The sequence below is a fragment of the Canibacter zhuwentaonis genome (assembly GCF_018531145.1).
Classification (GTDB): Bacteria; Actinomycetota; Actinomycetes; order Actinomycetales; family Microbacteriaceae; genus Canibacter; species Canibacter zhuwentaonis.
In genome coordinates, this window is record NZ_JAHDSZ010000012.1 from 17613 (window position 1) to 42272 (window position 24660).

Genomic DNA, 24660 nt, shown 5'->3' on the forward strand with positions numbered 1-24660 from the left:
ACAGTGTATCGTTTATAATATCCGTACAAATCAATCGAGCATTTGGAGAGTGCAATGTCATTATCCCGCAAAAATAAACGCGAGCTTAAAAAATTACGCAAACTCGTTGGCGTTGTTCTTGATGAACAGCGAGATGTAATTGATCATGCCGGCGTTGTTCTGTCAGAGGCTGGCAATCAGGCTAAAAAATTGAGCAACCAGCATCTTCTGCCACGCGTTGCTAAAGCCTATAAGACGGTTAGTCCAACCGTTGAGCGTGGGCTCGCAAATCTTATCAAGTTCAGTCAGGGGCTAGGCGACAAAATGCCGCCGCTTGCAGAGCAGACGGTTTTGCGCGCAATCAACGCTGCAAACAGCACCGGCAACAAGAATCTTGCTAAGTCTATCCGCAAGTTCGCAGAAAAGAACGGTGTTATCAAAAAGCGCAACACGCCAGGCAAAACCCTCGCTATTCTGGCGGGTATTGGTGTCGCAGCGGCTGTTGGGTACTCACTGTGGCAGTCATTCCGCGACGACGAAGATATTTGGCTAGCTCCAGAAAAACAGTAAGCTAAGCGTTACTAATCCGCGCCTCGTAGTTTTCTAGCTGCCGGGCGCGGACTTTTTATCCCCGGGCAGCCCCCCGGCCACAAATTTCCTAAACAAGAACCGCTTAACCTCGCCGGGCAGCAGGCGGTAAACCATTTTAATTAGGCAATTGCGCACAAACTCCACTGGCGAAATAAACCTTATCTGCAGCATTTTGCGCTGCATTCGCCACTCGGTGCGTAAAACCTGCCATCCGCCGCGGCGCGAGTACGCACCCTGTCCGACCCGGTATTTCACGAGCGGGCGCGCAATGTTATCGACCTTCGCACCAGCCAGCAGCATTCTCACCGCGAGCCAGTAATCTTCCATTGTGCCCATCTCCTGGTATCCGCCGACGGCTTGCACAGTGGCAACCCGGTACATCATAGTAGGGTGGTTAAAAGGTGCGTGAGTACGCGCGTGAGCGCGAATCCGCTCTGCCCCCACCGGAGGCACTCGCAAAGTGGAAACAGTGTCGGGGTCTGATACGAACTCCGCCATACCAGTACCAACAAGGTCTAGACCGTGCTGCTGCAAAAACTGCCACTGCGTTGCGAATCTATCAGGGACGGATACATCGTCGGCATCCATGCGCGCAGCAAACTCGCACGAAACCCGCTCCAGCCCCGCGTTCAGAGCCGCGGCAAGCCCCCGGTTCTCGGGCAGGGTAACGATTTGCACGGGCACCGGGCTGGTTGTCACAAACTCTGCGATGGCAGCTGCTAGCTCTCGCGAAACCGCACCGTCTTTAACGAGTACTATTTCGGCGGGGATCAAGGTTTGCTCGCGCACACAACTGTTTAGCGCCGTCAGCAACAGTTCAGACGTATCGCGGTGATAAACCGAGATCAGCAACGCAAAAGGGGCGCGCTGCGGCGCTGCAACGCCCTCTGACACGCTCACTGTTTCCTCCTGCGCTTTGTAAGCCTGAAAGTATCGGCATCAGAATTTTTGAGCACCTCTGCAATCGCGTGCGGCACTTCAGCATTCTGCAGCGCCTGTGCATTTGTTTCAGGCTTAGTGGTAATACCTTCGCGCAGCCCCTCCAGGAAATACTGCAACAGGGCGGAGCGATCGGTGCTTTTAATAAACGTGCGCAGCCAGCGCCGCACAGACGCCCCCGTGTAGGCGACACGCTCCCAGGGCTGCAGCGCACGCGAGCGCGTAAACACCCAGATTTTATTGCGCACCTCAAACTTAAAACGAGCGCCAGGGTTAGTGTCGCTCGATTTTGCGGTGGCGGTTTTGTGAGTAACAACAGAATCCAGCACGCACAAACCCCGCGCGCCGTTCAGCAGCCTCGCAGAATACTCAAAATCATCATTCCACAGGAAATAAGAAGCCACGGGAAGCCCCTCTTGCAGCACTCTCGATGTGCGTAAAAACGCCGAAACAAAAGAGATCGAGCGGATCTCCATACAGTTGCTTGCCTCAGCCCTGAGCCGTTCAGCCCGCCTCGCTCCTATTTTTGGTTTGGGGGTGTTCATCGGGTGATCGCTGCCGTCCACCCACTCCACACGCGAGCCCATAACCGCAAGATGATCCGGTCCCGCGGCCGCATACTTGGAGTGCGCCCTGACCGCGTTTCCCAGCGCGGTCGGGTGCGGAATTGTGTCATCATCCATAACCCAAATCCAGTCACTAACACCCTGCCTGCTGTTATCGCCGCCGTTGTTTAGCGCGGTGGGAACCAGCGCCGCAGCAATACCCACGGCAAAGCCACCAGCGCCGCCGGTGTTCTCGTCAAGATCAATTAGCTCGACCGTAACCTCGCGCGGCCACAGCCCCAGCGCATCGGCAGCGTACTCAACAGATCCGTCCGTGCTCGCGTTATCAACCACGATTATTCTCTCGGGCCAGACCGTCTGCCGCGACAACGCGTGCAAGCTTTCTTTTAACCGGTGTTTGCGATTGTGTGAAACAATCACCGCGGTAACGCTCACCGTTTCTTTAATTCTGTCTTCTCTAAAACCAATCACTGCTTTTACCCCTCTACTGATGCCCGCACAACACCCTCCCGCACCAAACGCTGCGCCTCATTAAAATCTGGGTATTCCGGGTCAATCGCAGGCGGCGACAACTCCACCCGCACCGGCTCGTGCTCTTTAGCCTTACCAGCCAAATCAACAAAGCGCCCAAACATGGACGACGGAATATCGGTTTCCGCCAAATACTCGCCGCTGTTTAGGATGTCTTGGAAGCGCAGCAGCACGTTTTGCGGGGTCATCTGCTTCAAAATCGCCGTCTGCAGCTCATGCTGGCGTTCCATGCGGTCATAGTCGCCACGAGCGGATCCGTATCTCGAGCGTGCATACCAGAGCGCGTTATACCCGTTCAGCTGCTGCACTCCCGGCTCAATATATCCCTCAACGCCATAGCCGGAAGCGTCACCGCCGATCGGGATGCGCTCTTTAACGTGCATCTGCACCCCGCCGAGCGCGTCAATCAGCTTCGCAAAACCGTCCATATTAACGAGCACATAAAACTGCACTTTCAGGCCCGTCACACCGCTCACAGCGTCTTTTGTTGCCTCAACACCGGGAGATGAGGCGCGCCCGCTAGCATCCGGGTACAGTTCAGGGTTGAAATATTCTGCCTCGGCGTACAGGCTGTTGAGCCAACAGCGACCAGTGTTGCATCCGCCATCAACGCCAAAACCGTTAGGGTGCAGGGTGTACATGGGACTGTCTTGCGGGAAGGGAACATCCGCCATTTCACGCGGCAGACCAATTATTGTAGACTGCCCGGTTTTAGCATCAACGCTGATTAGCGAGATACTGTCGGGACGCAAACCCTCGCGATCCGGGGCTGCATCAGCGCCCAGCAGCAGTATGTTGTAGCGCCCTTCAACCGGCGCAACCACCGGGGCTTTATTGGCAAAAAGCGTGTCGATTAGGTTGCGACCCGCGCCGATAGTGCTTGTTGTCCATGCCGCGGCGCAAACCTGCGCCAGGGTTAAAATCACCGCGAGCGAAGCGATCACGGGACGCCAGTTCACAGCAACCCTGTTAAGCCTTATTAAACACAGCGTGTCAAAGCCTAAAATCAGCCAGACCAGACCGTAAAACACCATCGCAATCTGCAGCCCTAAAAGCGCCCAGGTGTTAGTAAAAAAAGTTAGCGCGAGCGCGCGATCAACCAGGAAAAAAACTAGCGCGCACAGCCCCAACACAACAAACAGCAGCATTGCGCCAAGCCCAAACCTGCCCAGCCCGCGTTTACCCGCGAGAATCTGCGCGCTTCCAGGAATCAGAAACCCCAGCAAAACAAGCCAGCGCGCCCGCTTCGTCATAAAAACCGCAGAACTCACATTCGGATACCGCAGCGGCAAGCGGAGCTGTGCGCTTAGATTCATGGCGTTTCTTGAGCGGAGCCAAGATATCCGCCAGGATTCTGCGATTGCCATTTCCAACTGTCGCGGCAGGCCTGCTCGAGTGACAGCTCGGTGCGCCAGTTTAGCTCGCGATTGGCTTTTGCCGGATTCGCCACCACCTCAGCAACGTCGCCACTGCGCGGCGGCGCTACATCGTAGGCAATTTTACGCCCGCTAACCTGCTCAAACGCGGCAATCACCTCAAACACGCTAGAACCCTCGCCAGAGCCGAGGTTGTACGCGGTAACCCCCGCCTGCGCATGCTCAAGAGCCGCAGCGTGCCCCGCCGCAAGATCCATCACGTGGATATAGTCACGCACTCCCGTGCCATCTTTTGTTTTGTAGCCGTCGCCAAAAACGCTCAATTTTGCCCGCTTACCAACAGCAACCTGCGACACAAACGGCATCAGATTGTTGGGGATGCCGCTTGGATCCTCACCTATCTGACCCGACGGGTGCGCGCCAACCGGGTTGAAATAGCGCAACAGCACCGCTGCAAGATCGCCCTGCGCCACCGCCGCATCTCGAATAATCTGCTCAATCATCGCCTTCGACCAGCCGTAAGGGTTAGTAAGCCCCACACCAACAGGCTGTGTTTCGTCGATCGGCAGCGCCTGCGGGTCGCCGTAAACGGTCGCGGAGCTTGAAAACACAAGTGTTTTAATGCCGCGCTCACGAATCTGATCGAGCACGTTCAACGCGGAATTAATATTAACACGGTAATAGCGGATCGGCTCCGCCACAGACTCACCAACCGCCTTTAACCCTGCAAAGTGGATCACAGCATCCGCATTAAGACCGGCAAATGCCTTAGCAGCTGCGACAGAATCGGTCAGATCGGCCTCTCGCAGCTCAATATTTGCGCCCGTTATCGCGCGCACTCGCTCAACAGCGGCGGGGTGCGAGTTTGAAAAATCGTCAATAATCGTCACAGTGTGCCCGCGTTCTGCGAGCACAACCGCAGTATGAGAACCAATATAGCCAGCACCACCCGTTAAAATTACATGCATAAATAATAGAATAAAACAAAACACTGAATAATAGCGATTAATCAGCCCGGATATGGAAAACTCGGGCGCTGTATCCCTTAAAAGAAACTTCGTTTAGTAGCGTAAACTAATCCCCGAATAGAGCGCAAGGAGCGAAATAAGTGGCTGTGATTAACCTAATAGGTGCTGTTTTTGACGCCGCCGCCGAGCAGGCATAACTTTTGGTGACGACACAGAGCTTGGCGCAAAACTGTGCGAGCTGTTTGCCGCGCAAAGCACCGAACTTAGCCGACTCAAAACACTGGCGGCTAATCGCTCGCAAGTTCACAGCTGGGAAGGCACATCCCGGCTGCTGCGGGAACTGCACGCAACGCTGTAGGAATGTTGCGCTGCGGGTGCGGGTTCGCCGAGCGGATGCTCGGTTACCGTCGCACAGGATGGCTGCGCGGGAAAATTACACCGCTACGGTTTAACGGCGGCAACTTCGCGCTGCGGGCGCGCGCACTACCCTCGCTAAACTCACACTACTGTTGCTCGATTTGCGCCAGCAGTGCCTTTTCTTTTTGCGCCACGGCGGATGCCAGATCCACCGCGTACTCGTCAAGCTTCTGCGACAGCAGCGGATCAAACGCACCGAGCATTTTTGCCGCCAAAATTGCCGCGTTTTTAGCCGCTCCGATTGCAACCGTCGCAACGGGCACGCCCGCGGGCATCTGCACAATTGACAGCAGCGAATCAAGCCCGTCAAGCTGTTTCAGCGGCACAGGCACCCCAATAACCGGCAGCGTTGTGAGTGATGCAATCATGCCTGGCAGGTGCGCCGCGCCGCCCGCCGCCGCGATAATAACCTTAATGCCACGCTCGGCGGCCGATTTGCCATACGCGAACATAACCTCGGGGGTACGATGCGCACTCACAACCTTGACCTCGTGTGCGATGCCGAAGAACTCTAGGGTTGCAACCGCATCCGCCATTACCCGATAGTCAGAATCAGAGCCCATAATCACGCCCACAAGCGGTTTATTGTTTAGATCTGTCATCCTTTAATTCTAGCTACTAAGCGTCAAAAAGCCGTGCGGCGGCGTGCGCATCCGCCAAAACCCGGCTCAGATTGTCGCCCGTGACCGTAACGTGCCCGACCTTGCGCCCGGGTCTGGATGCTTTGCCGTAGCTGTGCACCTTAGCCGCGGGATACTGTGCCAGAACCTGCTGGTACTGCGACAGCATGGATCCGGCAGACGGGCCGCCGAGCACGTTTATCATAACCGCAACGGGTGCGGTCATTGCAACCTCGCCCAGCGGGAGATTACAAACAGCGCGCAAATGCTGCTCAAACTGGCTTGTGACGCTCCCCTCGATTGTAAAATGCCCCGAATTGTGAGGGCGCATTGCTAGCTCATTGACCAGCAGATCGCCGTTAGCGCACTCAAACATTTCAACCGCCACAACACCCACAGCACCCGCGCCCTCGGCAATAGTTTTGCCTATTTGCGCCGCGCGCGAGCTGGTGTCGTACCCGTCGAGCACCGGCGCGGGGGCAATAACCTCTGCGCAAACACCGTTTTTTTGCACGGTCTCAACCAGTGGCCAAACGCGCATTTCACCGTCGGGACGGCGCGCCACCAGCTGCGACACTTCGCGTTTAAAATTAACCAGCTCCTCGGCCAGCAGCGCGTCGCCGGGAGCTAACTCGCGCAGCCAGTCTGCGACCTCGACTACCCCGGTGATAACACGCACGCCCTTTCCGTCGTACCCGCCGCGCAGTGTTTTAACAACCGCTTTACCGCCGCACTCGGCGAGAAAATCAGCAAGCTCAGTCTCGTTTTTGACGGGCATCCATTTGGGGGTTGCAACTTTTAGCTCAACGAGTTTTTCACGCATTAAAAGCTTATTCTGCGCATACTGTAATGCCTGGGGCGGCGGATAAACCGCGTGTCCGCGCGCTTGTAGCTCTGTCAGAATCGTGCCCGGCACATGCTCGTGATCAAACGTTACAACATCGACGTTTGCGGCAAAATCAAGCACCGTTTGCAGGTCGCGATAGTCGCCAACGGCGTCAGCCGCGCGAGCGGCGCTCATGCCTTCAGATTCTGCCAGAACTGAGATTTCAAGCCCCAGGTGCAGTGCGGGCGGAACCATCATACGCGCAAGCTGACCCCCGCCGATCACTCCCACACGGATGCGCTGCGGGGTTTCCGTTTTATTTTTTGTTTCACATTCAATCATTACTGCTCCTCTGAAATATTTTAGCGCCGCTTAAGGTGCGGGCGGGGTTTTCTTTGTGTTCTCTAAGGTTTTGGTGTGTGCTTAGCGCGCCGGACCTGCGGGACACAGCTGGCGCGCTTAACCTGCCAGATGCGCTTAATCTGCTGAGCGCGCCAGAAAAGCCAGACCTACCGAGCGCGGTTTGCCACCTTCTCCTGATTTTTTCTTGTGTGCGACTAATCATTTTTTGCGCCATTTCAAGCAAAGAAATGATTGTGTACAGCTCTTTAATTCGCCGCACCCTGCCTAGGATACTGCGTCTGGTGGCGAGCTCTGCCGCGAGAATATCCCATACTGCATCAGGCACTCGCGCATCAGCCCCGGTATCGGTCGGTGCAAAATTAATCAAATTAGCATGTTCAGCGAGCACTTTTGCCCCGGGAGATCCTATTATTTCAGCGATCTTAAGGCGCGGCAGCATTAGTTGCGCGGGTGCCAAAACACGCGCGTCTAAGGCTCTGTCAACAAGCTCACGCCATGCTGCAAGCACCCTGACGGACGCTTCGCCGCGCCGCCTAACTCGCCAGCGCAAAATCTTAATAAGCGGCACAATCAACAGCAGCAGCGCGATTGGCAGAATAACCGCCAGCACTCGCGCAATTGCCCCGAGAATAACCAGCAATTTTGCCACGAAATCGTATCTCAGATGCGGCTCTAGAGCATTTTCACCGTCCGCTCCCAGGTTCTGCGGCGGGCTTGTTTTTTGAAGCGTGTGTGCGGGAGGCAAGGTATTGAACTCGGGCAGTTTCACGCCAACCGCTGTGCTTATCGGTTTATCCTTTATTTGCGGGCTGACATCATAGCTCAGCCACTCGCCCTGTTTGTTTTGCACCTCAACCCAGGCGGCAATATTTTCGCCGCGGCACACTCCTTCGCGACAGGCTGGCACACCCGGCACATCGGTTTTCAACCTAGCACCGACAACAACCCGCGAATCATAGCCCAGAGCGCGGGCGAGCAAAGCCGCAGCACTCGCAAACTGCTCGTCATCTCCCACCGCCGCAACAAGCTGCGCACTGGAGTTTGTGCCGCTCGCACCTGCGCCAGCGCCAGCGCTGCCCGTGCCAGTGACGCTGCCGCCATCCGAACCACCCACACTGCCTGCGTCGACGCTGCCACCCGCACCGCTGAACTGCTGTTCTTTGCTGTTTAACCGCTCAAACATTTGCTCTATACGCGCCTGCGAATGCCCGCCCGCGGCCGACACAAACTCCAGACCGGCAACGCCATCAAGCCAGTTGCTTCTGCCTCCGTCAAGTGTTAGCGCGTGGCTTAAATATCCGCGCGAAGCAAGCCTCTTAAACAGCTGCTCTAAATCTGTTATCTCGTTGCCCAGCTGTTGCGCCATAAGCCATTTTTGCAGCTGCGGATACTCTGTCAGTGGCAGCTCATAAACCTCCTCGGTTTTAGCCGCAGTTAGCGAATTTGTCACGGTAATTCCGACCGTGTATTCATCGCCCGGTTGCAAACTTGCCACCCGCTCATTCATCCCGCGCCCAACGGGCACAAGCAGCGCTGTGCCAAGACTCTGCGACCTGTAAAAACGGTTGTTTTCGTGACCTGCGCCCAATTTATCAAACACCGGAGCACCCGTAATCACGCCCGTGTGCGGCAACCAGTTTTGCAGATAGTCTGAGGCTATACGCACTCGCAGTTCTGCGTCGCGCCGTTCAAAATTAAACAGCCCGCCAGCAAGCCGCGTGAAGTGTGTTTTTTCTGAAACGGTGAAGTTAACCCCGTTGTACTCGTTGAAAACCGCGATCCGTAGGCGATCCGCATTTTCTGGCGCGCCCTGCACGCTAAACAGCTCAGATTTTAAACGCGCGTCTGATTTGGTATCTCTATAGCTTTTCAGCAGGTTATTGCTGTTTGCCGAGGTTATTGGGATGGTCACGCTATCTCGTGCAACCCGGCGCTGCAGCTCCCCTGTAAGCGTGGTAATTACAAGGGTTGTCACAACCGTAATTGCGACGATTGTAAAACCGCCCGTGAGTACTCCGCGCACAATTCTAGTGGATCCGCCAAGCGCTATTGCGCGCCCGTACGCTAGTGCCTGGCGACGCTCGCGAGTGCTGAAAAACCAGACCCAGATAACAGCCACAAGCGCGGTTGCGCCCCAGATCGCGCTCTCATACGGAGCTTTTATATGCACTCCGAAAATTTGCGCGGCATCGCTCACCCGACTGCTTCCAAACACCGCACTAAACAGCACCGGTGGCGCAAACCAGAGCGCCGCCCAGTGTTGCTTAGCGCGGCGCGCGATAAAAGTTAACGCATATCCCAAAGCCGCAACAAACACCGTTACCGCGTATGGAATTAGCACCGTTTGGTAGTCGCCTGCGGGTAGGTCGATGGTTAAAAGTTTTTTCCACCCGGTTACAACGGCGCTTAAACCATCCAGAATATGCACTAAAGACCCGGGCAGCCGCTCCACAACCTGCGGCACAGCAAGCGGAATTACAACCGCAACAAAAAACGTGAAAAAAAGTCCAACTAATAACAGGCGAGATATTTTCTGTGCTTTTAGCAGCGCGCAGAGCACTAACGTTACGGTTGTGATCACAGCCGCAAGCGGGATTATTCGCCAGTTTGCATATAGCGGGGCACAGGCGAAAATCGCGCTAAAAATTATTACGAGCCCACCCGCCGCAAACAGTAAATATTCTTTTCGACTCATGCCGGCCCGCCAAAATACGTGAGCATATCTGTCAGCTCGCCGATCGTGATAACAGCCCTGCCGCGCAAGCGCTGTGCAGCTGTATCCTCCTGCGCCGCTGCGCGCACCACGCTCATATTTGCAGAATTAACCGCCAGCGGCGCAAGCTCACGCAATAAAACGGCGTTTCCCATCCCCGCAGTGCCCGTTACATAAACGGTTGTTGTAAAATCTTTATTAAGCGCCTGCGCCATATTTTGAGCCACCAACCGCAAATTGGCGGGCTGCGCACTCGGGTACAGCCCGCACAGCTCATCAAGCAGTGTTTCGCCCGTGTCGTACTGCAGAATCCGATATCCGCCGCGCGCTGCGCCGCCGACCACCGCAAAAACAGCGCCGCGCATCTCTTTTGCGCTCGCCACAGCAATTGACGCAATGGCGCTTAAAGCGAGCTCGAAATCATCCGCATCCGTGTACGAACCTGCGGTAATATCAAGCACAAAAAGCGTTTTTGCGCTCTGCGTCTGTGTAAACTGCTTAACCTTTAATTTGCCCGTGCGCGCGGTCGATCGCCAGTCTAAGTGCCGCTGCTGATCCCCGGGCTGATAGTCACGAATTGCGTGAAACGCGAAATCAGAATCCGTGAGCTTGCTGCCGTTAACCCCCTCAAGGTTTGGCACAAACCCAACAGACGCGAGATTCAAAGGCACGGTTTCCGGATGCACAAAAATGGTCTGCCCAATGTGCCACACGGTTTCACGCTTAAACAACCCGAGCGGATCGCTCCGCATAATCTTCAAAGGCCCCACGTTAAGCACCCCGCGCGGCAAACTGCGCAGCTCCAGGGGCAGCAGAGCTGCCGCCGAGCTTGCCAGTGCAGGGGCGGTGTATTTCAGAATCGCACTCCCGGCGGTAAGCTCCAACTCGGTTGCTGGCTGCGCACGTTTTGCGGAGTTTAGAAGCCTTAAGTTGCCGCTTAGGTTGCTTCCCGCAACCGTGCGAGAGCGCCCAAAAAATAGCTCAGGAGTGTAGTCGCGCCCACCCAACAGAAAGGGCAGCGCAATAATCAAAACGGTTGCGCAGGCGAGCATAATAAAAAACGCCTCTTGCCAGCCACCAAACACAACCGCAAAAAAACAGATTCCAAACAAAATAATAATGGTCCACCCGAGAGCGGTCACGGTTTCCACAATAAACCGGAGCAGCACCCGCCATTTAAGCGTGCGAGACCCTGTCGCACCATCCGCCGGTGCGACACGCTCAGGAAGCTGCTGCGCAAACTGCGAATCTGCCATTATCGCTACTGTCTGCCACCCTGCCGCACTGAAGTCTCGGTTGGTGCTGCCGTATTTCGCAAAATCTCCTGCACCACCTGCGCGGTTGAAATCCCATTATAAACCGCATCCGCCGATAAAATTAGGCGGTGCGCTAAAACACTCTGTGCGAGTTCTGAAACGTCTTCGGGTAAAACGTAATTTCTGCCGCGGATCAGCGCCCACGCGCGCGCTAAGCTCAGCAGCGCAATACCGGCGCGCACACTAGCTCCGGAAGCAAGCTCAACAACCGTTCTGGTTGAAATAATTATCCGCTGCACATAGTCGATAACCGGGGCACTAACGTAAATGTTTGAGGCCAATTCGCTAATTGCCGCAAGGTGTTTCGCCGATAGCACCGGCTGTTTTATTTCTGGCACGCCGTGACCTGCGAGGATCTGGGTGAGCGCAATTTCATCGGGAAATCCGATAGATGTTTTCACCATAAACCTATCGAGCTGCGCCTCAGGAAGTTCGTATGTGCCGGCCTGTTCAACCGGGTTTTGTGTTGCCACAACCATAAACGGGGCTTTTAGCCGGTACTGTTTATTATCGACAGTAACCTGTTTTTCTTGCATTGCTTCAAGCAGTGCCGCCTGTGTTTTAGGGCTGGCCCTGTTTATTTCATCAGCTAAAACAATGTTCGCAAAAATCGGTCCGGGGTGAAACTCAAAAGAGTTTTTCACCTGGTTGTAAACGCTCGACCCTGTAATATCACCGGGCAACAAATCGGGGGTAAACTGAATTCGCGAGCTCTCCGCCTCAACTACCTGCGCCACTGCGCGAGCCAAAAGGGTTTTACCCGTGCCAGGCGTGTCTTCAAGCAGTAAGTGCCCGCCCGCAACAAGAGTTGCAAGCGCAAGCTCTACTGTGTACCGTTTGCCGAGCAACATCTGTGAAACCGCGTCAGCGGCGGTTGTCAGGTATCCGCTCGCAGCAGCTGCCTGATCCGCTGAAACCATGCTGTTTATTTGCATAGGTTATTTTCCCTCCGAATTACCCTGTTTTAACACTTGTGACAATAGGCTCTGTGAAACCCGCAACGCTGATTGTCACGAATCCGTCATCGTTTTTGCCGTAGCTAACCGTTGCGCCGCCAGTTTTCAATTCGGTAATATGATCCGCCAGCTCCTCAGGAGTGGCGACCTGCTGCACGTCACTGTCAATTACAATTGAAACAGGGGCTGCGCCCACGTTTTCACCCCTGGCAGCAACTGCAACCGCCTCGGATTTTCTGCCAGCAAACTCTCTAATCGCGGTAATTTGCGGTTTACGAGTGTCCGCCTCTAGCTTAAAACTGCTGTGCTCTACCCCGTTAATAATATAGCTGACCTTGCCCTCACCTGTTGGCTGCGGCTCAGCAATAACCCGCGCACTGAACCTGCGCCCGCTGTTGTCGTCCGCCGTTAAAGGTGATATTTGGTAGCTCAGACCGGTTGGAGTCGGCACTTTGCCGACGATAAACTGTTGCGGATCACTCTGTGCGATGCCCCATTTGTTTTTAACGCACCCCACAACGCTTATTGAGGATCCGGCATCTCCCGGCACAGTCAACTCGGCAGAAGGCTCGCTGGGCACGCAAACGCCAGATGTGCTAACGCCGTAAAACGTGCTCTCGTCCACGCCGCCGCGCGCTGTTATTTTAACCCGTACCGTGTTTTCAGACTCGTCTCTATCAAGCTGCTGCACCTGCACAAGATGTGGCGCTGTGCTAACTCGCACGATTTTAATAATGGGCTCACTCTCCTGCTGCCCAAACACTGGAGGCGGTGCAAACTTACTAACGGGGTGTAGCCTAACCTCGTGCTCACCCTCGCGCAGCTGCAGTAAAATCTTGTTTGTTGCGCCGCCGTGCCGCTGCGCTCTGCCCCTGTCTACGCTCACGTCGTAGCCGACAATATCAGCGCTACCACCGAGAAGCTGCAGCTCTAAATCACCAAACTCTGAGGTTGCGCTAGTTTGGGTTATTTTCACCTGGGGAGTCTGTGGCTGTTCAAACGCCCACCCCACAACCTGGGCCGATCTGGCAGACTCACCAACCTCGTTTACCGCGATCGCAGCAAAACTGTGCTCTTGTCCGGTTACAAGACCTGTTACCCGGCACTCATAGACCAGCGCGTTACGCTGCGCACACGTTACTTGACCAGCACTTTCGCTATACAGTTTCACCTCTGACACGGGCGGATAACTCTGCTCGTTGTTAATCGTAACGTTAAAAACTGCGCTGTTAGCGGTGTAAGCGGTTTGCACAACGGTTACAGGGGGCTTCGGAACCCCTTTTAAGTCAAGCTCAATTGCGCCCGAGCCCAACCGGTTTTGCGCGTCACTCACAATAAAACCAGCGCTGCACCTAAGACCTGCGGTTTTATCTTTAGGCTCAAAAATAATTCTGTTAGCAAGCTGCCTAAAATTACCTGCAGTCGCGCAGTTGCCGCTCTCAACGCGCTGCAGTTTCAACCCTGCTCCGCGGCTGCCAGCAAAAGGATCAAACTCACCGGGAACACCGATCGCAAGCGCGGCGCACTCAGCGTTAGTTATGCACCGCATTTGCACGATTCCGCCGCGCGGGGCAAGCTCACTAACCTGTCCTATTTTCACAACCAGGGGCGCTTGCAACTGCCCCGCGCTCACCGGTAGCGCAACTTTTGAGCCGGATACCGCATCCGCCGCAATATCTAGCTGTAGAATGTGCCCCTGCAGGCTAGTGCGCACACTCTGCGTGTCAGCGCCAACTCTAAACTGCAGGGCGGAACTGTCTCCAACACTTCCTCCCAGCCAGCGCACCATATCTGTGAGGTTTATTGTTTTTACACTCCCCGGTTGCGCGGTAACGTGCATTTCACGCAGCTCAGGAACGGGCTGTTTGGGCACAACATTAATTTTTATTGCGAGTTTAGTGTATGTTGTTTGCCCGGCAACTCGCGCCTCAATAACGCAAACATCATGCCACGGCGCGCCACTGCCAGCGGTATACATAACCTGCCCGTTTTTAATTTCGCAGCGTGATCCCGCGCGCAAAGTGCGCGACACTCTGTCAACAAACTGCAGCGTATCTCCCGGAGATGTTTCAATAATATCCTCAAGTGCCTGCGTCACGGTTTCATTCTCAGCCGCCGATAAACCTTCAAAACTATTTCTCAGCGTTAGCCTCAGGTCATCAAGCGGCGGCACGAACATAAACCCGTAGCTCACAACATCCTGCCCCGCGCTGTCTTTGCCCGCGAGCTTAAACACAACCTGATCCCCAGCAGGATTATAACTACCCCTAATAAAGTGCCCCTCAACACTGTATTTAGCGGCGTTATCACCAACAAGACTCAGCTCTAAGCCCGCGGTATTACCACTCAGCCAGCGCACTTTACCCGCAACAACATTAATTCCCGCACGCTCCAGCTGGGTGCGCTCGCTAACGCTCAAAACAGTGTCGTAAACGGTTGCGGGCTGCGGCTGCACACGCCCCGTTGTTTGCACCGTCAAAAGCCCCTCACTGCTACTCCCGGTGAGCCTAGAGCGCACCTCATAGCGGTAAACAGTTGTCGCCGCGTGCGCCAGGGTTTTAACAGTGACCTTACCAGCCTCAAGCTCTGAGGTGTCAAGCAGCGCCCGCATTTTTTTGTATTCCGGGTGCGAATCACCTCCGGGCAGCTGCGGCTCAATACTGACAAGCTCCAACACGCCACCGCTCGGATCGCTGTCATTATCAAGCGGATACAACGCAACCGCGTTTTCCACACCCTCAGCTACCCGCACATAATCGTTATACACAATCGGCGCTGTTGCCGCCTCGGCAACAACAAAAACCTGCAAATTCGCCGTGCCGCTACCCCCAAAAGCATCGCGCACCGTATATCCCAGGTTATAAACACCCGGTTCAACAGTGCTCGACGTGGCAACCCTAATGCCGCGCGCAGTCACAAAGGCGGTAATCCCCTCATGCTCAGCGGTAACATCCGTGATCCGCACCCTGTCACCGTCCGGGTCCACCCCGGAAACCGGGATCATCGCGGTCACATTCGACCCCGCAGCCAGGCGCACAGTCGTATTCTGCGGGAGCGGATCGCGGTTACCCGCGGCCTCTAAAACCGTAACCTTAACAACAGCGGTTTCAACCACTTCTGGATGGTTCGCCGCGCTCACGGTGTATTCCAGATTGTAAACACCCGGCTCTTTGGGCGCTAAATATCTGAGCGTATCGCCGGACACAAAGGCGAGATCGGAACCCTCCGCCGTTGTTGCGCCAACCTCGGGGTTAAGCACAAGATTTTCACCCCACGGCGAAACATCGTTTTCTAGAACTTTAATATCAACAATATTTCCCGCGCGCACAATTGCCTCGTCGGGTCTCGCAATAATCTGCGACGCAGTGTTTTCTGGCACCTCATACACGCTCACAACCCCGGTTGCGGTGTTTGTGCCGTCTGTTACCGTGGCCGTAATCTTGCCGATGCTGGCAATCGCTTTTGCCGCGCCCTGCCCGTTGCGATCCTCGTCGCCGTTCCGGTAGCGCACGCTATCGAAGTTTGACGCGGTCCCAGCTATTCTAAGTTTTGAATGCTCAATCGTGTCGGTGTAGAGTTGCGCGCCCGGTTCAGCTGCTGGAACTGCGCTTGTGAGCGCAAACACGCGGCTTGCGCTGCCCGACACCGCATCCGCCAGATCAACTGTAATATCAGAGTTCTTACGCACGTAGGCGCGCATCGGCTGCAGCGACAGCGCGCTCTTTTGTGCAGCAGCATACAGCCACACCGCACTCTCAATCTGCTGCCCCGTAACCGTGTCTATAACACTCACGCTCAGCGGTGTCACAAGCTCGCTTTGCGCCGTAACCAGGCTGCTGCCCGCCGCGTAATCATTGCTAATCAGCACCCCTGTTGCGGCCGAGGTGACGCTCTCAAGCCGGTAGCTGCCGGATCCGCCAACAACATATTTCAGCGGATCAATTTTCACTCGCTCACCAACCGTCGCGCTCACAGCCTGCGCCGCAAACCGCAACGGTGCTCCGGGCTGAGCTGTGACTGTCATCTCGTGAGATCCAACTGCGCCGCGCGAATCGTTCACCGCAACAACTGCCGCGAAACTACCCGGTTGCTGCGCATCAGTGTGTTGCACAGCAACCCGCCCGTCAGCTGCTATAACGGTTTTTAGCGGATCTTGCGGCTGTGCCTGCTGCACAGCCGCCAGCGTGATCGGATCCCCCTCGGGGTCAACCCAACCGTTCAAAACGTCGTAAACACTCATCCCGCCCGGCGCAATAGAGGGGCTTACAAACTCTGCACGGCAGTTGTTAACTCCGCACCAGACCGGCGGATTCTGCACGCTATCAGGCTGGATCGTAACTGTCACACCGACCTGTTCAGAGTTTAATACACCGTCGGTAACGCGATAGCTAAAACTGGCTGTACCGGTTGCCCCGGGCTTAGTCTGTAAAATCAACCGCTGCCGGTCACTGCTTATTTTCAGCTCACCAAACTCGGACGTAACCGCCGCAGTGTCGGCGGTGTCAATTGTGAGCACATCTTGCCGGTTTGGGTCAAAATCGTTTAACAGCACGGGCAGTTCAACTGTGCTGTCAGCGCGCGCGCCAAAGCTGTCCGCCGTTGCAACCGGAGGCTTTGAGTCGGGCGAATCTTCTAACACGTTTTCACCGGTGTCCACATCCGGCTGATCCGTCTGCTGCCACTGCGTCAGCGGCAGCGCTATGCCATCGGGCAGCTGCCAGATCCGCCCCGCAGCGGTGTCTGTCAGCACAGCGGTGTCACCGTTGCTGCTAATAACAAGCCTAGCAGGCTCAATTTCACTCTGCTGCACAGTTAGATTTTGGGTGCTATCTGGCTCGTCACTGCGCCAGAGCCGCACACTGTTGCCCGCAGCCCACGCGGCATATACTACGCCCGAAACAATCTCCGGCTTTGCCGGGGCGCCGCTAACCTGCGCAAGCTCTGAGAGCTGCCCACCGGCAACCTGATACAGCCCAGAATTGCTCACAACGGTTATATTTGCCGCTGCGGCGCTCGCTGGCGCAAGCCGCGCCGCGCCTCCGGGCACCTCCAGCGGATCGGTCGCATTCGGAACCCAAATATTCTTGTTTTCACTTAAAACAGCCCAGGAGTTACCGGCAAAAGTAACCTCATAACCTGCTGCGGATGCCGCCCGCTGCGGCAAATGAACCGTTTTCGCGTAGCTTTTATGAACCGCGTTGTATCTCACAACCGCATTATTAGCCTTGTCGTAGAGCATAACTTCGCCGCTCTCGGCAACCGCGGCCGCCACAAAATTAGCGGGATTCCCACTGTTTTGCGCAACTAGCAGAGCGCTCTCAATGTTTTTACGCACATCATCGCCCTGCCTAAAGTCAGCAACATAGGCTTGCCCGCCGCTTGTAATAAAAACTAACCACTGCGCGGCAGCGGCCATAGCCACGGTGTCTTCCGGCAGCGGAATATTGGCATCCGCCTCATTCTGATTGGCTTTAATATCTCGCGGATTAGCGGGATCCACCTGCCAAGCACGGGTATTCCCACTCGTTAAAACCATCGCCTGCCCGCGCAGCTGCACAACCGCGCTCGGCGCGGCAACACTGCGCACGGCATCAAGCTCGCCCGTTTTAGTGTTCACACGCGCATACTGCCCGACACTGCCGTTTTCACGCCACACCCACACGTCGCCGGGGCTGTGCGCCACCTGTTTAGCGTCAAACCCGCCGTGCATAACAGCGAGCGTGACCAGCAAAACCGCAACAAGCGCCCCGGCCACCACCGCAACAACCTGTTTCACAGTGAAACGCACCCGCTGTAACACTAGAACAACCCCAGCAGTCTCACGGCGGCCACGAGCACGCTAATTACCGCAACCCCCGCGACCGTATACACCGCATATCGCAGTTTTTTAGAACCCGAATCAGCCCGCAGCGCGACAGCCGGGCGCATCTTAAAAACAGACTGTGTAACCTCCGGGACGAGCTCTGCTGAGCCCCATATATCCTGCGGTTTGCGATCCGCCGCTGCCCGCTTGTTTGCCAGCCTGACGGCTTTTCGAGCGGATCGATCAGGCGCAAGCTGCAGCGAGGTTATGTTTGTTGCCTGCTCTGTGACCGCACCCTGCCCCGGCGTGTAAACATCACAGTACGTTACGGCGTACCCCAGCTTTTTCTGCGCGACCTGCAGCTCTGCCGCAAAATGCGCCATACTCGAATACCTAGCGGCGGGATTCTGCTGCAGCGCCCGCATAAATACTGGGTCGAGCACCTCAGCTTCCAGGCAGGGCAACGACTCATACTGCGCTTTAATAATGTTTTGCTGCCACGCTTTTGCGCGCTCTGCTAATGCTTTGTCTTGGGCACGCGGATCAAACAGCCGCCTGCCCGCCAATAACTGCCACAGCGTAATTGCGAGCGACCAAATATCACTCGCAACGGTTCCCGGTGTGTTGCGGCTAACGACTTCAGGGGCCGCCCACGGAATTGTGAGCGCGTGTTGCACACCTCCGTCTATTTTTCGCGTCTGAGCAGCGATGCCAAAGTCTGTTAGTGCCGCGTGCCCGCGCTGGTTTATCAGTATGTTTGTGGGCTTAATATCGCGGTGGATAATCCCCGCCCGGTGTGCGGTTTCAAGCGCGCCGGCGATCCGCACCCCGGTTGCTAAAACGGTTTCAGCCGATAGCTGTTGCGCTTCCAATCTGGTTGGTTTAATCTGCCTTGAGCACAGTTCCATAATTAGGCATGGTCTGCCATCTGCCGCAACTGCCACCTGGTACAGTGAAACCACTGCGGGATGATCCGCTATCGGGGCAAGCATCTGCACCTCGTGGATGAACTGCGTGTACGTCTCGGCGGTGTACTGTTTTGGCGCTTTTACCGCGACTGTGCGGTGCGGTAAATCTTGCGCGTATTTGTAAACATCGGCAAAGCCGCCCGAGCCAATATCAGCAAGATACTTAAAACCGGGCAGCAACGGTGGCGGCTGCCTGCGCGACCGTTTGTTTACTGCACCCGTTTCGTGATTGTTCATAACACGAATTAGTTTATCTCACTAAAATCCACGGGGCGAGATAAAAATCTCGCCCCGTATAACATCGTTTCTTAAACGATTTTAACTACCTGTTTGAAACCAAGCTCAACCGGAGTTTCGCGCTCAAACAGTGAAACCAGCACGGTGAGCTTGCCGCTTGCTGCGTTAATCTCGCTAATTGTGCCCGGCAGGCTTTCAAACGAACCGTCTTTGATTGTGACGGTCTCGCCAACCTTAAACTCAAACTCAACGTTACCGCTCGCAGCTGCTCGCGCAGCTGCATTAGATTTGTTCTCACCCTCAATTTCAACCGTGCTCTTGAGCATTTCGAAGGCTTCGGTGAGCCGCAGCGGCACAGGATCGTTAGCGTTACCAACAAATCCGGTCACGCCCGGGGTGTGTCGCACAACTGACCAGGTATCCTCAGTTAGTTCCATGCGCACCATTACATATCCCGGCACACGCACGCGGGTTATCATCTTGCGCTGCCCGTTTTTAACCTCCATAACATCTTCCATAGGAACCTGGATTTCGTAGATATCATCAACGGCGCCCATAACTTCACGCCGATTCCAGAGGTTCTGTTTTACTTTCCGCTCGTAGCCGGCATAGGTGTGGATAACATACCACTTACCAGGCTTCCGGCGTAGTTCTTTTTTGAATTCTTTATACGGATCAGCTGCAGCCTCAGCAGCTTCAGCTGCCTCACCGGCAGCAGCCGCGCTATCTATCTGCTCGGCAGCAGCCGCCTGCTGCGAATCATCCGCCGCAGATTCCGCTACAACAGCGTCTGTCTTGTTTTCTTCTTGAGAGTCTGCCATATAATCCACCTTATAAGTGCGATAGTTCAACCGTTACAGCTTATATTGCTGAACCAAAAATGGTTATAGCAAGCCAGCCAAATGCCTGGTCAAGCAACCATACAAACGCCATCATGATCAGCACAAACCCGAGCACCACCAGGAAATAGTTCCACAGTTGCTTCCGAGTCGGGGTTGTAACCTTTTTAAGCTCTGCAATAACCTCTTTAATAAAGAGCACTATGCGCATCACAAAATTAGGCTTCTTACCGCTCTGAGTTTGCCCGCTAATGGAAGCGGCAGACTGCACTTCGCTGCTACTCACTGACGTTCCTTTCCGTAATTCTGTTACGCATAATTAATGCGATCGCTCAAACTATTTTGCTTTGAGGAGCAGGGCGGACAGGACTCGAACCTGCAACCGACGGTTTTGGAGACCGTTGCGCTACCAATTGTGCCACCGCCCTAAACGCACTAGATAATCAAACTGAAACCAAGCTCACTTTGCGGACACGGCACTATTATCTAGTCACCGTTCAAGTCTACCCTGCCGCGCGCTATTTGTCGAACCATAATTATCTCAGCTACCGATTCTTAAACAGCTTAAACAGCTGCCGCTCACGAATCATACCGCAATACAGCAGCGCGCCGCAGTAAAATCCCGCCACAGCCGGCAAAATTGTGCGCAAGCCCAGCAGCATATAAACACCCTCAAACGGCTTAGTTACAACGCAGAAAATAACACTGCATAAAAACGCCAGCGCGATTACAGGCGCGATCCACCACGATATTTCAAGCCCCAGCATTGTGAGCAGGTTTTCTCTGCGCGCGCCCGCGTGCAGTATGCTAGCAAACTGCAGCCGCCGATGCCACACGTAAACAACGCCCAGACCTCCCGCGATCAGAAAGCCCACAAGCGGATGCAGCGCCGTGGCGCGGTCGTAAAAATCGTTCTCGTTAAACTGCGTTCCAAGGGTCGAGTTCAGCTGAAAATTTCTCAAAGCTGCAGAGAAAGATTATCTTTTTTACGCTTCCATCAATAGAATTAGTAGTGTGAACACTACAAAAACCCGATTGTCGCAGAAGATCTCCGCGATTGCAGAATCAGCAACGCTCAAGGTTGATGCCAAAGCAAAAGAGCTCAAAGCCAGCGGACGACCAATTATTAGCTATGCCGCGGGTGAACCAGATTTTGCAACGCCCGCACACATCGTAGCTGCCGCACGCGCAGCACTCGACGATCCCGCAAACTTCCGCTACACCGCAGCCGCAGGTCTGCCTGAGCTGCGGCAGGCAATTTCTGCCAAAACCGCAGAAACAACCAGAATCACGTATCCGCCCTCCCAAATAATTGTCACAAACGGCGGCAAACAGGCCGTTTACGAGGCTTTCCAGATTCTCTGCGACAGGGGCGACGAAGTTATTGTGCCCGGTCCCTTCTGGACAACCTACCCGGAAGCAATCGCACTCGCCGACGGCACAACAGTGCCCGTTTACGCAGGAGCCGAGCAGTGCTACAAGGTCACAGTAGCGCAGCTCGAAGCCGCGCGCACAGAAAAAACCAAGGCGCTGGTGTTTGTGTCACCGTCAAACCCAACCGGCGCGGTATACAGCCCGGAAGAAACAACCGCCATTGGGCGCTGGGCTTACGAGCACGGAATCTGGGTTATTACCGACGAAATTTACCAGGATCTAACCTATGGCGGCGTAACAGCTGTGAGCATCGTCAAAGCCGTGCCAGAGCTAGCCGAACAAACCCTAATCGTTAGCGGCGTTGCAAAAAGTTACGCCATGACAGGCTGGCGGCTCGGCTGGATTATCGGTCCGGCAGACGTTATGAAAGGCTGTGCCAACCTGCAATCGCACCTTGCCAGCAACGTTAACAACATCGCGCAGCGCGCTGCCATCGCGGCACTCACAGGGCCGGTTGCGCCGATTGACCAGATGCGCGAAGCATTCAACCGCCGCCGCAAACTAATTGTTACCGAGCTTAATAAGGTGCAGGGCTTCAACTGCCCCATGCCAGACGGCGCATTTTACGCGTATGCAGATGTTAGCGAAGCACTCGGGCGTGAGATCAACGGCAAAATCGCAAACACCTCACTCGAACTGGCGGATCTCATCCTCAGCGAAGCAGAAGTTGCTGCGGTGCCCGGCGAAGCATTCGGACCGAGCGGATACCTCCGCTTTAGCTACGCACTCGGAGACGAACCGCTGCTAGAGGGAATAAAGCGAATCCAACAACTGCTAGGCACTAAATAACCCCGGGTAAACCAATGCGGGCTGACTGTAGCAACAATCAGCCCGCATTTTTGGCGGAAGGTAAGGGATTCGAACCCTTGAGGCTTTCACCCGCTAGTTTTCAAGACTAGTTCCTTCGGCCGCTCGGACAACCTTCCGCGTCAAATTTTACCAGCAATACACTCCCCGCGCAATCTATTTTGCGCGGGGCACACCCCGCAACTCCCCTATAACACCCGCTTCAACGGCTCCCATTCGCGCAGTGCTCGCATTAAACCCCCCTCGGCAACACTGCCCGTAACCCGTGTTGCCGCGTTTTTGATCCGCTCTGATGCCTGCCCCATCGCAACCGCCGTGCCATGCGCAGCCGCCCACTCAATCATTTGCAGATCGTTATTACCGTCGCCCGCGGCAAAAACCCCCGCAGCTTGCACCCGCAGCGCCCTGCGCACCAGCTCGAGCGCCGTTGATTTATCAACATCCGCCCTGGTCGCATCAAGCCACACAGCCTCGCCAACGGCGTAAACAGTGTGATTAAGCCGCATCTCATCGGCGATATCTAAAAACTCCTGCGGCGTGTAGCCGTGCGAAACCGCGACCACGCGCGTGCCCTCGATCGTGAGCAGACGTTCATAGTCCACAAGCTCTCTGCGATTTGGCAGGGTTTTAAAAGGGATCTCGCGCATATAGTAAAAAACACCGTCGCCTCCCTCAACCGCGATATTAGCCTCCGGCAGTGTTTCCCGCAGTCGGCGCAGCATCGGTGACGGATCAAAGGTGCACACCCGGTGCTTCTCAAAAACTCCGCTCGGTTCGCTCCTGCGCAGCGTTACCGCGCCATTGCAGCAGACAAGCCACTGCAAGCTCAAGCCCAATTTTTCAACAACGGGCAGGGTTGCATCAAACGCCCGCCCCGTAGCAAGAACAATTTCAACGTGTGGCAGCGCATCAATTTTACGCAGTGTTTGAGCGAGATCAGCATCTATTGTTTCATCCTCGTGCAAAACCGTGCCGTCAAGGTCAAGCGCAATCATTAGCGCGCACGCTGCTCGAACCGCTGTCACATCGGAGGTCATAAATCCGCTCTCTTGTCGTTTTATTTTGCAGCCGTCGGGGTAAGCACGCGCAGCCCGCCCATGAACGGTCGCAGCGCTTCTGGCACCGTCACACTGCCGTCAGCCTGCTGGTGCGTCTCGAGAATCGCGGTGAGCCAGCGCGTGGTTGCAAGCGTCCCGTTAACAGTTGCCGCAACACTGGTTTTGCCGTTCTCGTTGCGGAATCGCGTGCCCAGCCGCCGCGCCTGATAGCTTGTGCAGTTGCTAGTGCTGGTCAGCTCACGATAAGTGTTTTGCGTTGGAATCCACGCTTCAATGTCAAACTTGCGCGCCGCGCTAGAACCCAGATCGCCAGCCGCAACGTCAACAACCCGATAGCTCAGCCCTAGCTCCTGCAACATCTGCTCCTGCATCTGCACGAGCTGCTCGTGCTCGACGGCGGCGTTTTCAGGGGTTGCGTACACGAACATTTCAAGCTTGTTAAACTGATGCACCCGAATAATACCTCGGGTGTCTTTGCCGTGAGATCCCGCCTCAGAACGGTAGCAGGTGGACCATCCGGCATAGCGGATACTGCCACCCTGCAGGTCAATTATTTCGTCGGCGTGAAACCCAGCGAGAGCAACCTCGCTCGTGCCAGTGAGGTACATATCCTGCTGCTGCAGGTGATAAACCTCGGCGGCGTGCTCGCCCAGAAAACCCGTGCCGTGCATAATTTCCGGCTTCACAAGAGTCGGGGTGATAACCGGGATAAAACCCGCGGCAAGCGCTTTTTGCAGCCCCAGGTTCATAATCGCAAGCTCGAGCAAGGCACCTACACCGCGCAAAAAGTAAAACCGCGCGCCAGAAACCTTAGCCCCGCGCTGCATATCTATTGCGCCGAGCATTTCGCCCAGCTCTAAATGGTCGCGGATCTCAAAATTAAACTGCGGTTTTTCGCCGTGTGTGCGCAGAGTCACAAAATTACTTTCATCGCCAGCCGGCACGTCTGCAAGCACAACATTTTCGATCCGCTCTGCCGCCTGCGCCGCCCGCTGCTGCGCCTGCGCCGCCCGCTGCTGCGCGCCTTTCACCTGCTGCGCGAGTTCTTTTACCTGCGCGATCAGCTCGGCTCGCACGGCGGGATCGGCCGCCTTAACTTTTGCATTAAACAGGTTCTGATTGGCGCGCAGGCTCTCGTATTCTGCCTGCGCCTGCCGCCACTGAGCATCCGCGGTAATTGCATCTTCAACAATTTGCGGATCGTTACCGCGGGCGCGCTGCGAAGCTCTTAAAATCTCAGGGTCGTGGCGCAACAGGGATAAATCAATCATGCTACGAGTTTAGCGGCAAATGCTATGTATAGGCTCAGGAAGAGACGGGTTGCGGCGGTGCGTGCGCGAATCTGCGACACCG

At 55.3% G+C, this 24660-nt stretch carries 18 protein-coding genes and 2 tRNA genes; 2 read left to right on the top strand and 18 right to left on the bottom strand.

Translation table 11 applies throughout. The annotated features are described in order from the left end of the window. Window positions 1-54: 54 nt before the first annotated feature. A complete protein-coding gene (locus tag KJY78_RS05695; RefSeq protein WP_214337644.1) occupies window positions 55-549 on the top strand; it encodes a DNA/RNA helicase in 495 nt (164 codons plus the stop codon). Window positions 550-582: 33 nt separating this feature from the next. Here KJY78_RS05695 and KJY78_RS05700 read toward each other — a convergent pair whose 3' ends face one another. From KJY78_RS05700 to KJY78_RS05770, 15 genes are all read right to left on the bottom strand, one after another. Next, window positions 583-1470: a glycosyltransferase gene (locus KJY78_RS05700; protein WP_348771211.1), complete on the bottom strand. Its 888-nt coding sequence runs from the start codon at window positions 1468-1470 to the stop codon at window positions 583-585. Next, complete coding sequence (locus KJY78_RS05705) at window positions 1467-2546, bottom strand: glycosyltransferase (RefSeq protein WP_348771212.1); 1080 nt, start codon at window positions 2544-2546, stop codon at window positions 1467-1469. The genes KJY78_RS05700 and KJY78_RS05705 overlap by 4 nt, the downstream gene beginning before the upstream one ends. Before the next feature lie 5 nt (window positions 2547-2551). Beyond that, window positions 2552-3922, bottom strand: a complete 1371-nt coding sequence (locus KJY78_RS05710) for an LCP family protein (RefSeq protein WP_214337645.1) — start codon at window positions 3920-3922, stop codon at window positions 2552-2554. Beyond that, on the bottom strand, window positions 3919-4950 hold the full coding sequence (gene galE, locus KJY78_RS05715; RefSeq protein WP_214337646.1) for a UDP-glucose 4-epimerase GalE: 1032 nt from the start codon (window positions 4948-4950) through the stop codon (window positions 3919-3921). The genes KJY78_RS05710 and galE overlap by 4 nt, the downstream gene beginning before the upstream one ends. A 503-nt stretch (window positions 4951-5453) precedes the next feature. Continuing rightward, window positions 5454-5969: a 5-(carboxyamino)imidazole ribonucleotide mutase gene (gene purE / locus KJY78_RS05720; RefSeq protein WP_214337647.1), complete on the bottom strand. Its 516-nt coding sequence runs from the start codon at window positions 5967-5969 to the stop codon at window positions 5454-5456. Window positions 5970-5985: 16 nt separating this feature from the next. Beyond that, complete coding sequence (locus tag KJY78_RS05725) at window positions 5986-7155, bottom strand: 5-(carboxyamino)imidazole ribonucleotide synthase (protein ID WP_214337648.1); 1170 nt, start codon at window positions 7153-7155, stop codon at window positions 5986-5988. Then, window positions 7148-9871, bottom strand: coding sequence for a transglutaminase domain-containing protein (locus KJY78_RS05730; protein ID WP_214337649.1), 2724 nt, complete (start codon window positions 9869-9871; stop codon window positions 7148-7150). Before KJY78_RS05730 ends, KJY78_RS05725 begins: the two co-directional genes overlap by 8 nt. Further along, window positions 9868-11145 (bottom strand): DUF58 domain-containing protein, encoded by a 1278-nt coding sequence (locus KJY78_RS05735; RefSeq protein ID WP_214337650.1) that lies wholly within the window; start codon window positions 11143-11145, stop codon window positions 9868-9870. Before KJY78_RS05735 ends, KJY78_RS05730 begins: the two co-directional genes overlap by 4 nt. Window positions 11146-11150: 5 nt before the next feature. Then, window positions 11151-12140, bottom strand: a complete 990-nt coding sequence (locus KJY78_RS05740) for an AAA family ATPase (RefSeq protein ID WP_214337651.1) — start codon at window positions 12138-12140, stop codon at window positions 11151-11153. 19 nt (window positions 12141-12159) lie between these two features. Further along, entirely contained in the window at window positions 12160-17937 is a 5778-nt protein-coding gene (locus KJY78_RS05745) for an Ig-like domain-containing protein (protein WP_214337652.1), read from the bottom strand. Window positions 17938-17960: 23 nt separating this feature from the next. Continuing rightward, window positions 17961-19169: a serine/threonine-protein kinase gene (locus tag KJY78_RS05750; RefSeq protein WP_214337653.1), complete on the bottom strand. Its 1209-nt coding sequence runs from the start codon at window positions 19167-19169 to the stop codon at window positions 17961-17963. Window positions 19170-19240: 71 nt separating this feature from the next. Next, window positions 19241-19990 carry a transcription termination/antitermination protein NusG gene (gene nusG / locus KJY78_RS05755; RefSeq protein ID WP_214337654.1) on the bottom strand — a complete coding sequence of 250 codons (750 nt, stop codon included), beginning with the start codon at window positions 19988-19990 and terminating at the stop codon, window positions 19241-19243. Window positions 19991-20030: 40 nt separating this feature from the next. Beyond that, entirely contained in the window at window positions 20031-20294 is a 264-nt protein-coding gene (gene secE / locus KJY78_RS05760; RefSeq protein ID WP_214337655.1) for a preprotein translocase subunit SecE, read from the bottom strand. Window positions 20295-20363: 69 nt separating this feature from the next. After that, window positions 20364-20436, bottom strand: a tRNA-Trp gene (locus tag KJY78_RS05765). A 117-nt stretch (window positions 20437-20553) separates the two neighbouring features. Continuing rightward, window positions 20554-20970: a hypothetical protein gene (locus KJY78_RS05770; RefSeq protein WP_214337656.1), complete on the bottom strand. Its 417-nt coding sequence runs from the start codon at window positions 20968-20970 to the stop codon at window positions 20554-20556. Window positions 20971-21022: 52 nt separating this feature from the next. Here KJY78_RS05770 and KJY78_RS05775 point away from each other — a divergent pair, with 52 nt between their 5' ends. Further along, window positions 21023-22231 carry a pyridoxal phosphate-dependent aminotransferase gene (locus KJY78_RS05775; protein WP_214337657.1) on the top strand — a complete coding sequence of 403 codons (1209 nt, stop codon included), beginning with the start codon at window positions 21023-21025 and terminating at the stop codon, window positions 22229-22231. A 51-nt stretch (window positions 22232-22282) separates the two neighbouring features. On the opposite strand, the gene KJY78_RS05780 is transcribed toward KJY78_RS05775, so the two are convergent. The 3 genes from KJY78_RS05780 to serS form a co-directional block, all read right to left on the bottom strand. Continuing rightward, a tRNA-Ser gene (locus tag KJY78_RS05780) sits at window positions 22283-22368 on the bottom strand. Between the two features lie 69 nt (window positions 22369-22437). Next, window positions 22438-23274, bottom strand: coding sequence for an HAD family hydrolase (locus tag KJY78_RS05785; RefSeq protein ID WP_214337658.1), 837 nt, complete (start codon window positions 23272-23274; stop codon window positions 22438-22440). A gap of 32 nt (window positions 23275-23306) precedes the next feature. Further along, complete coding sequence (gene serS / locus KJY78_RS05790) at window positions 23307-24578, bottom strand: serine--tRNA ligase (RefSeq protein ID WP_214337659.1); 1272 nt, start codon at window positions 24576-24578, stop codon at window positions 23307-23309. Window positions 24579-24660: the final 82 nt, after the last annotated feature.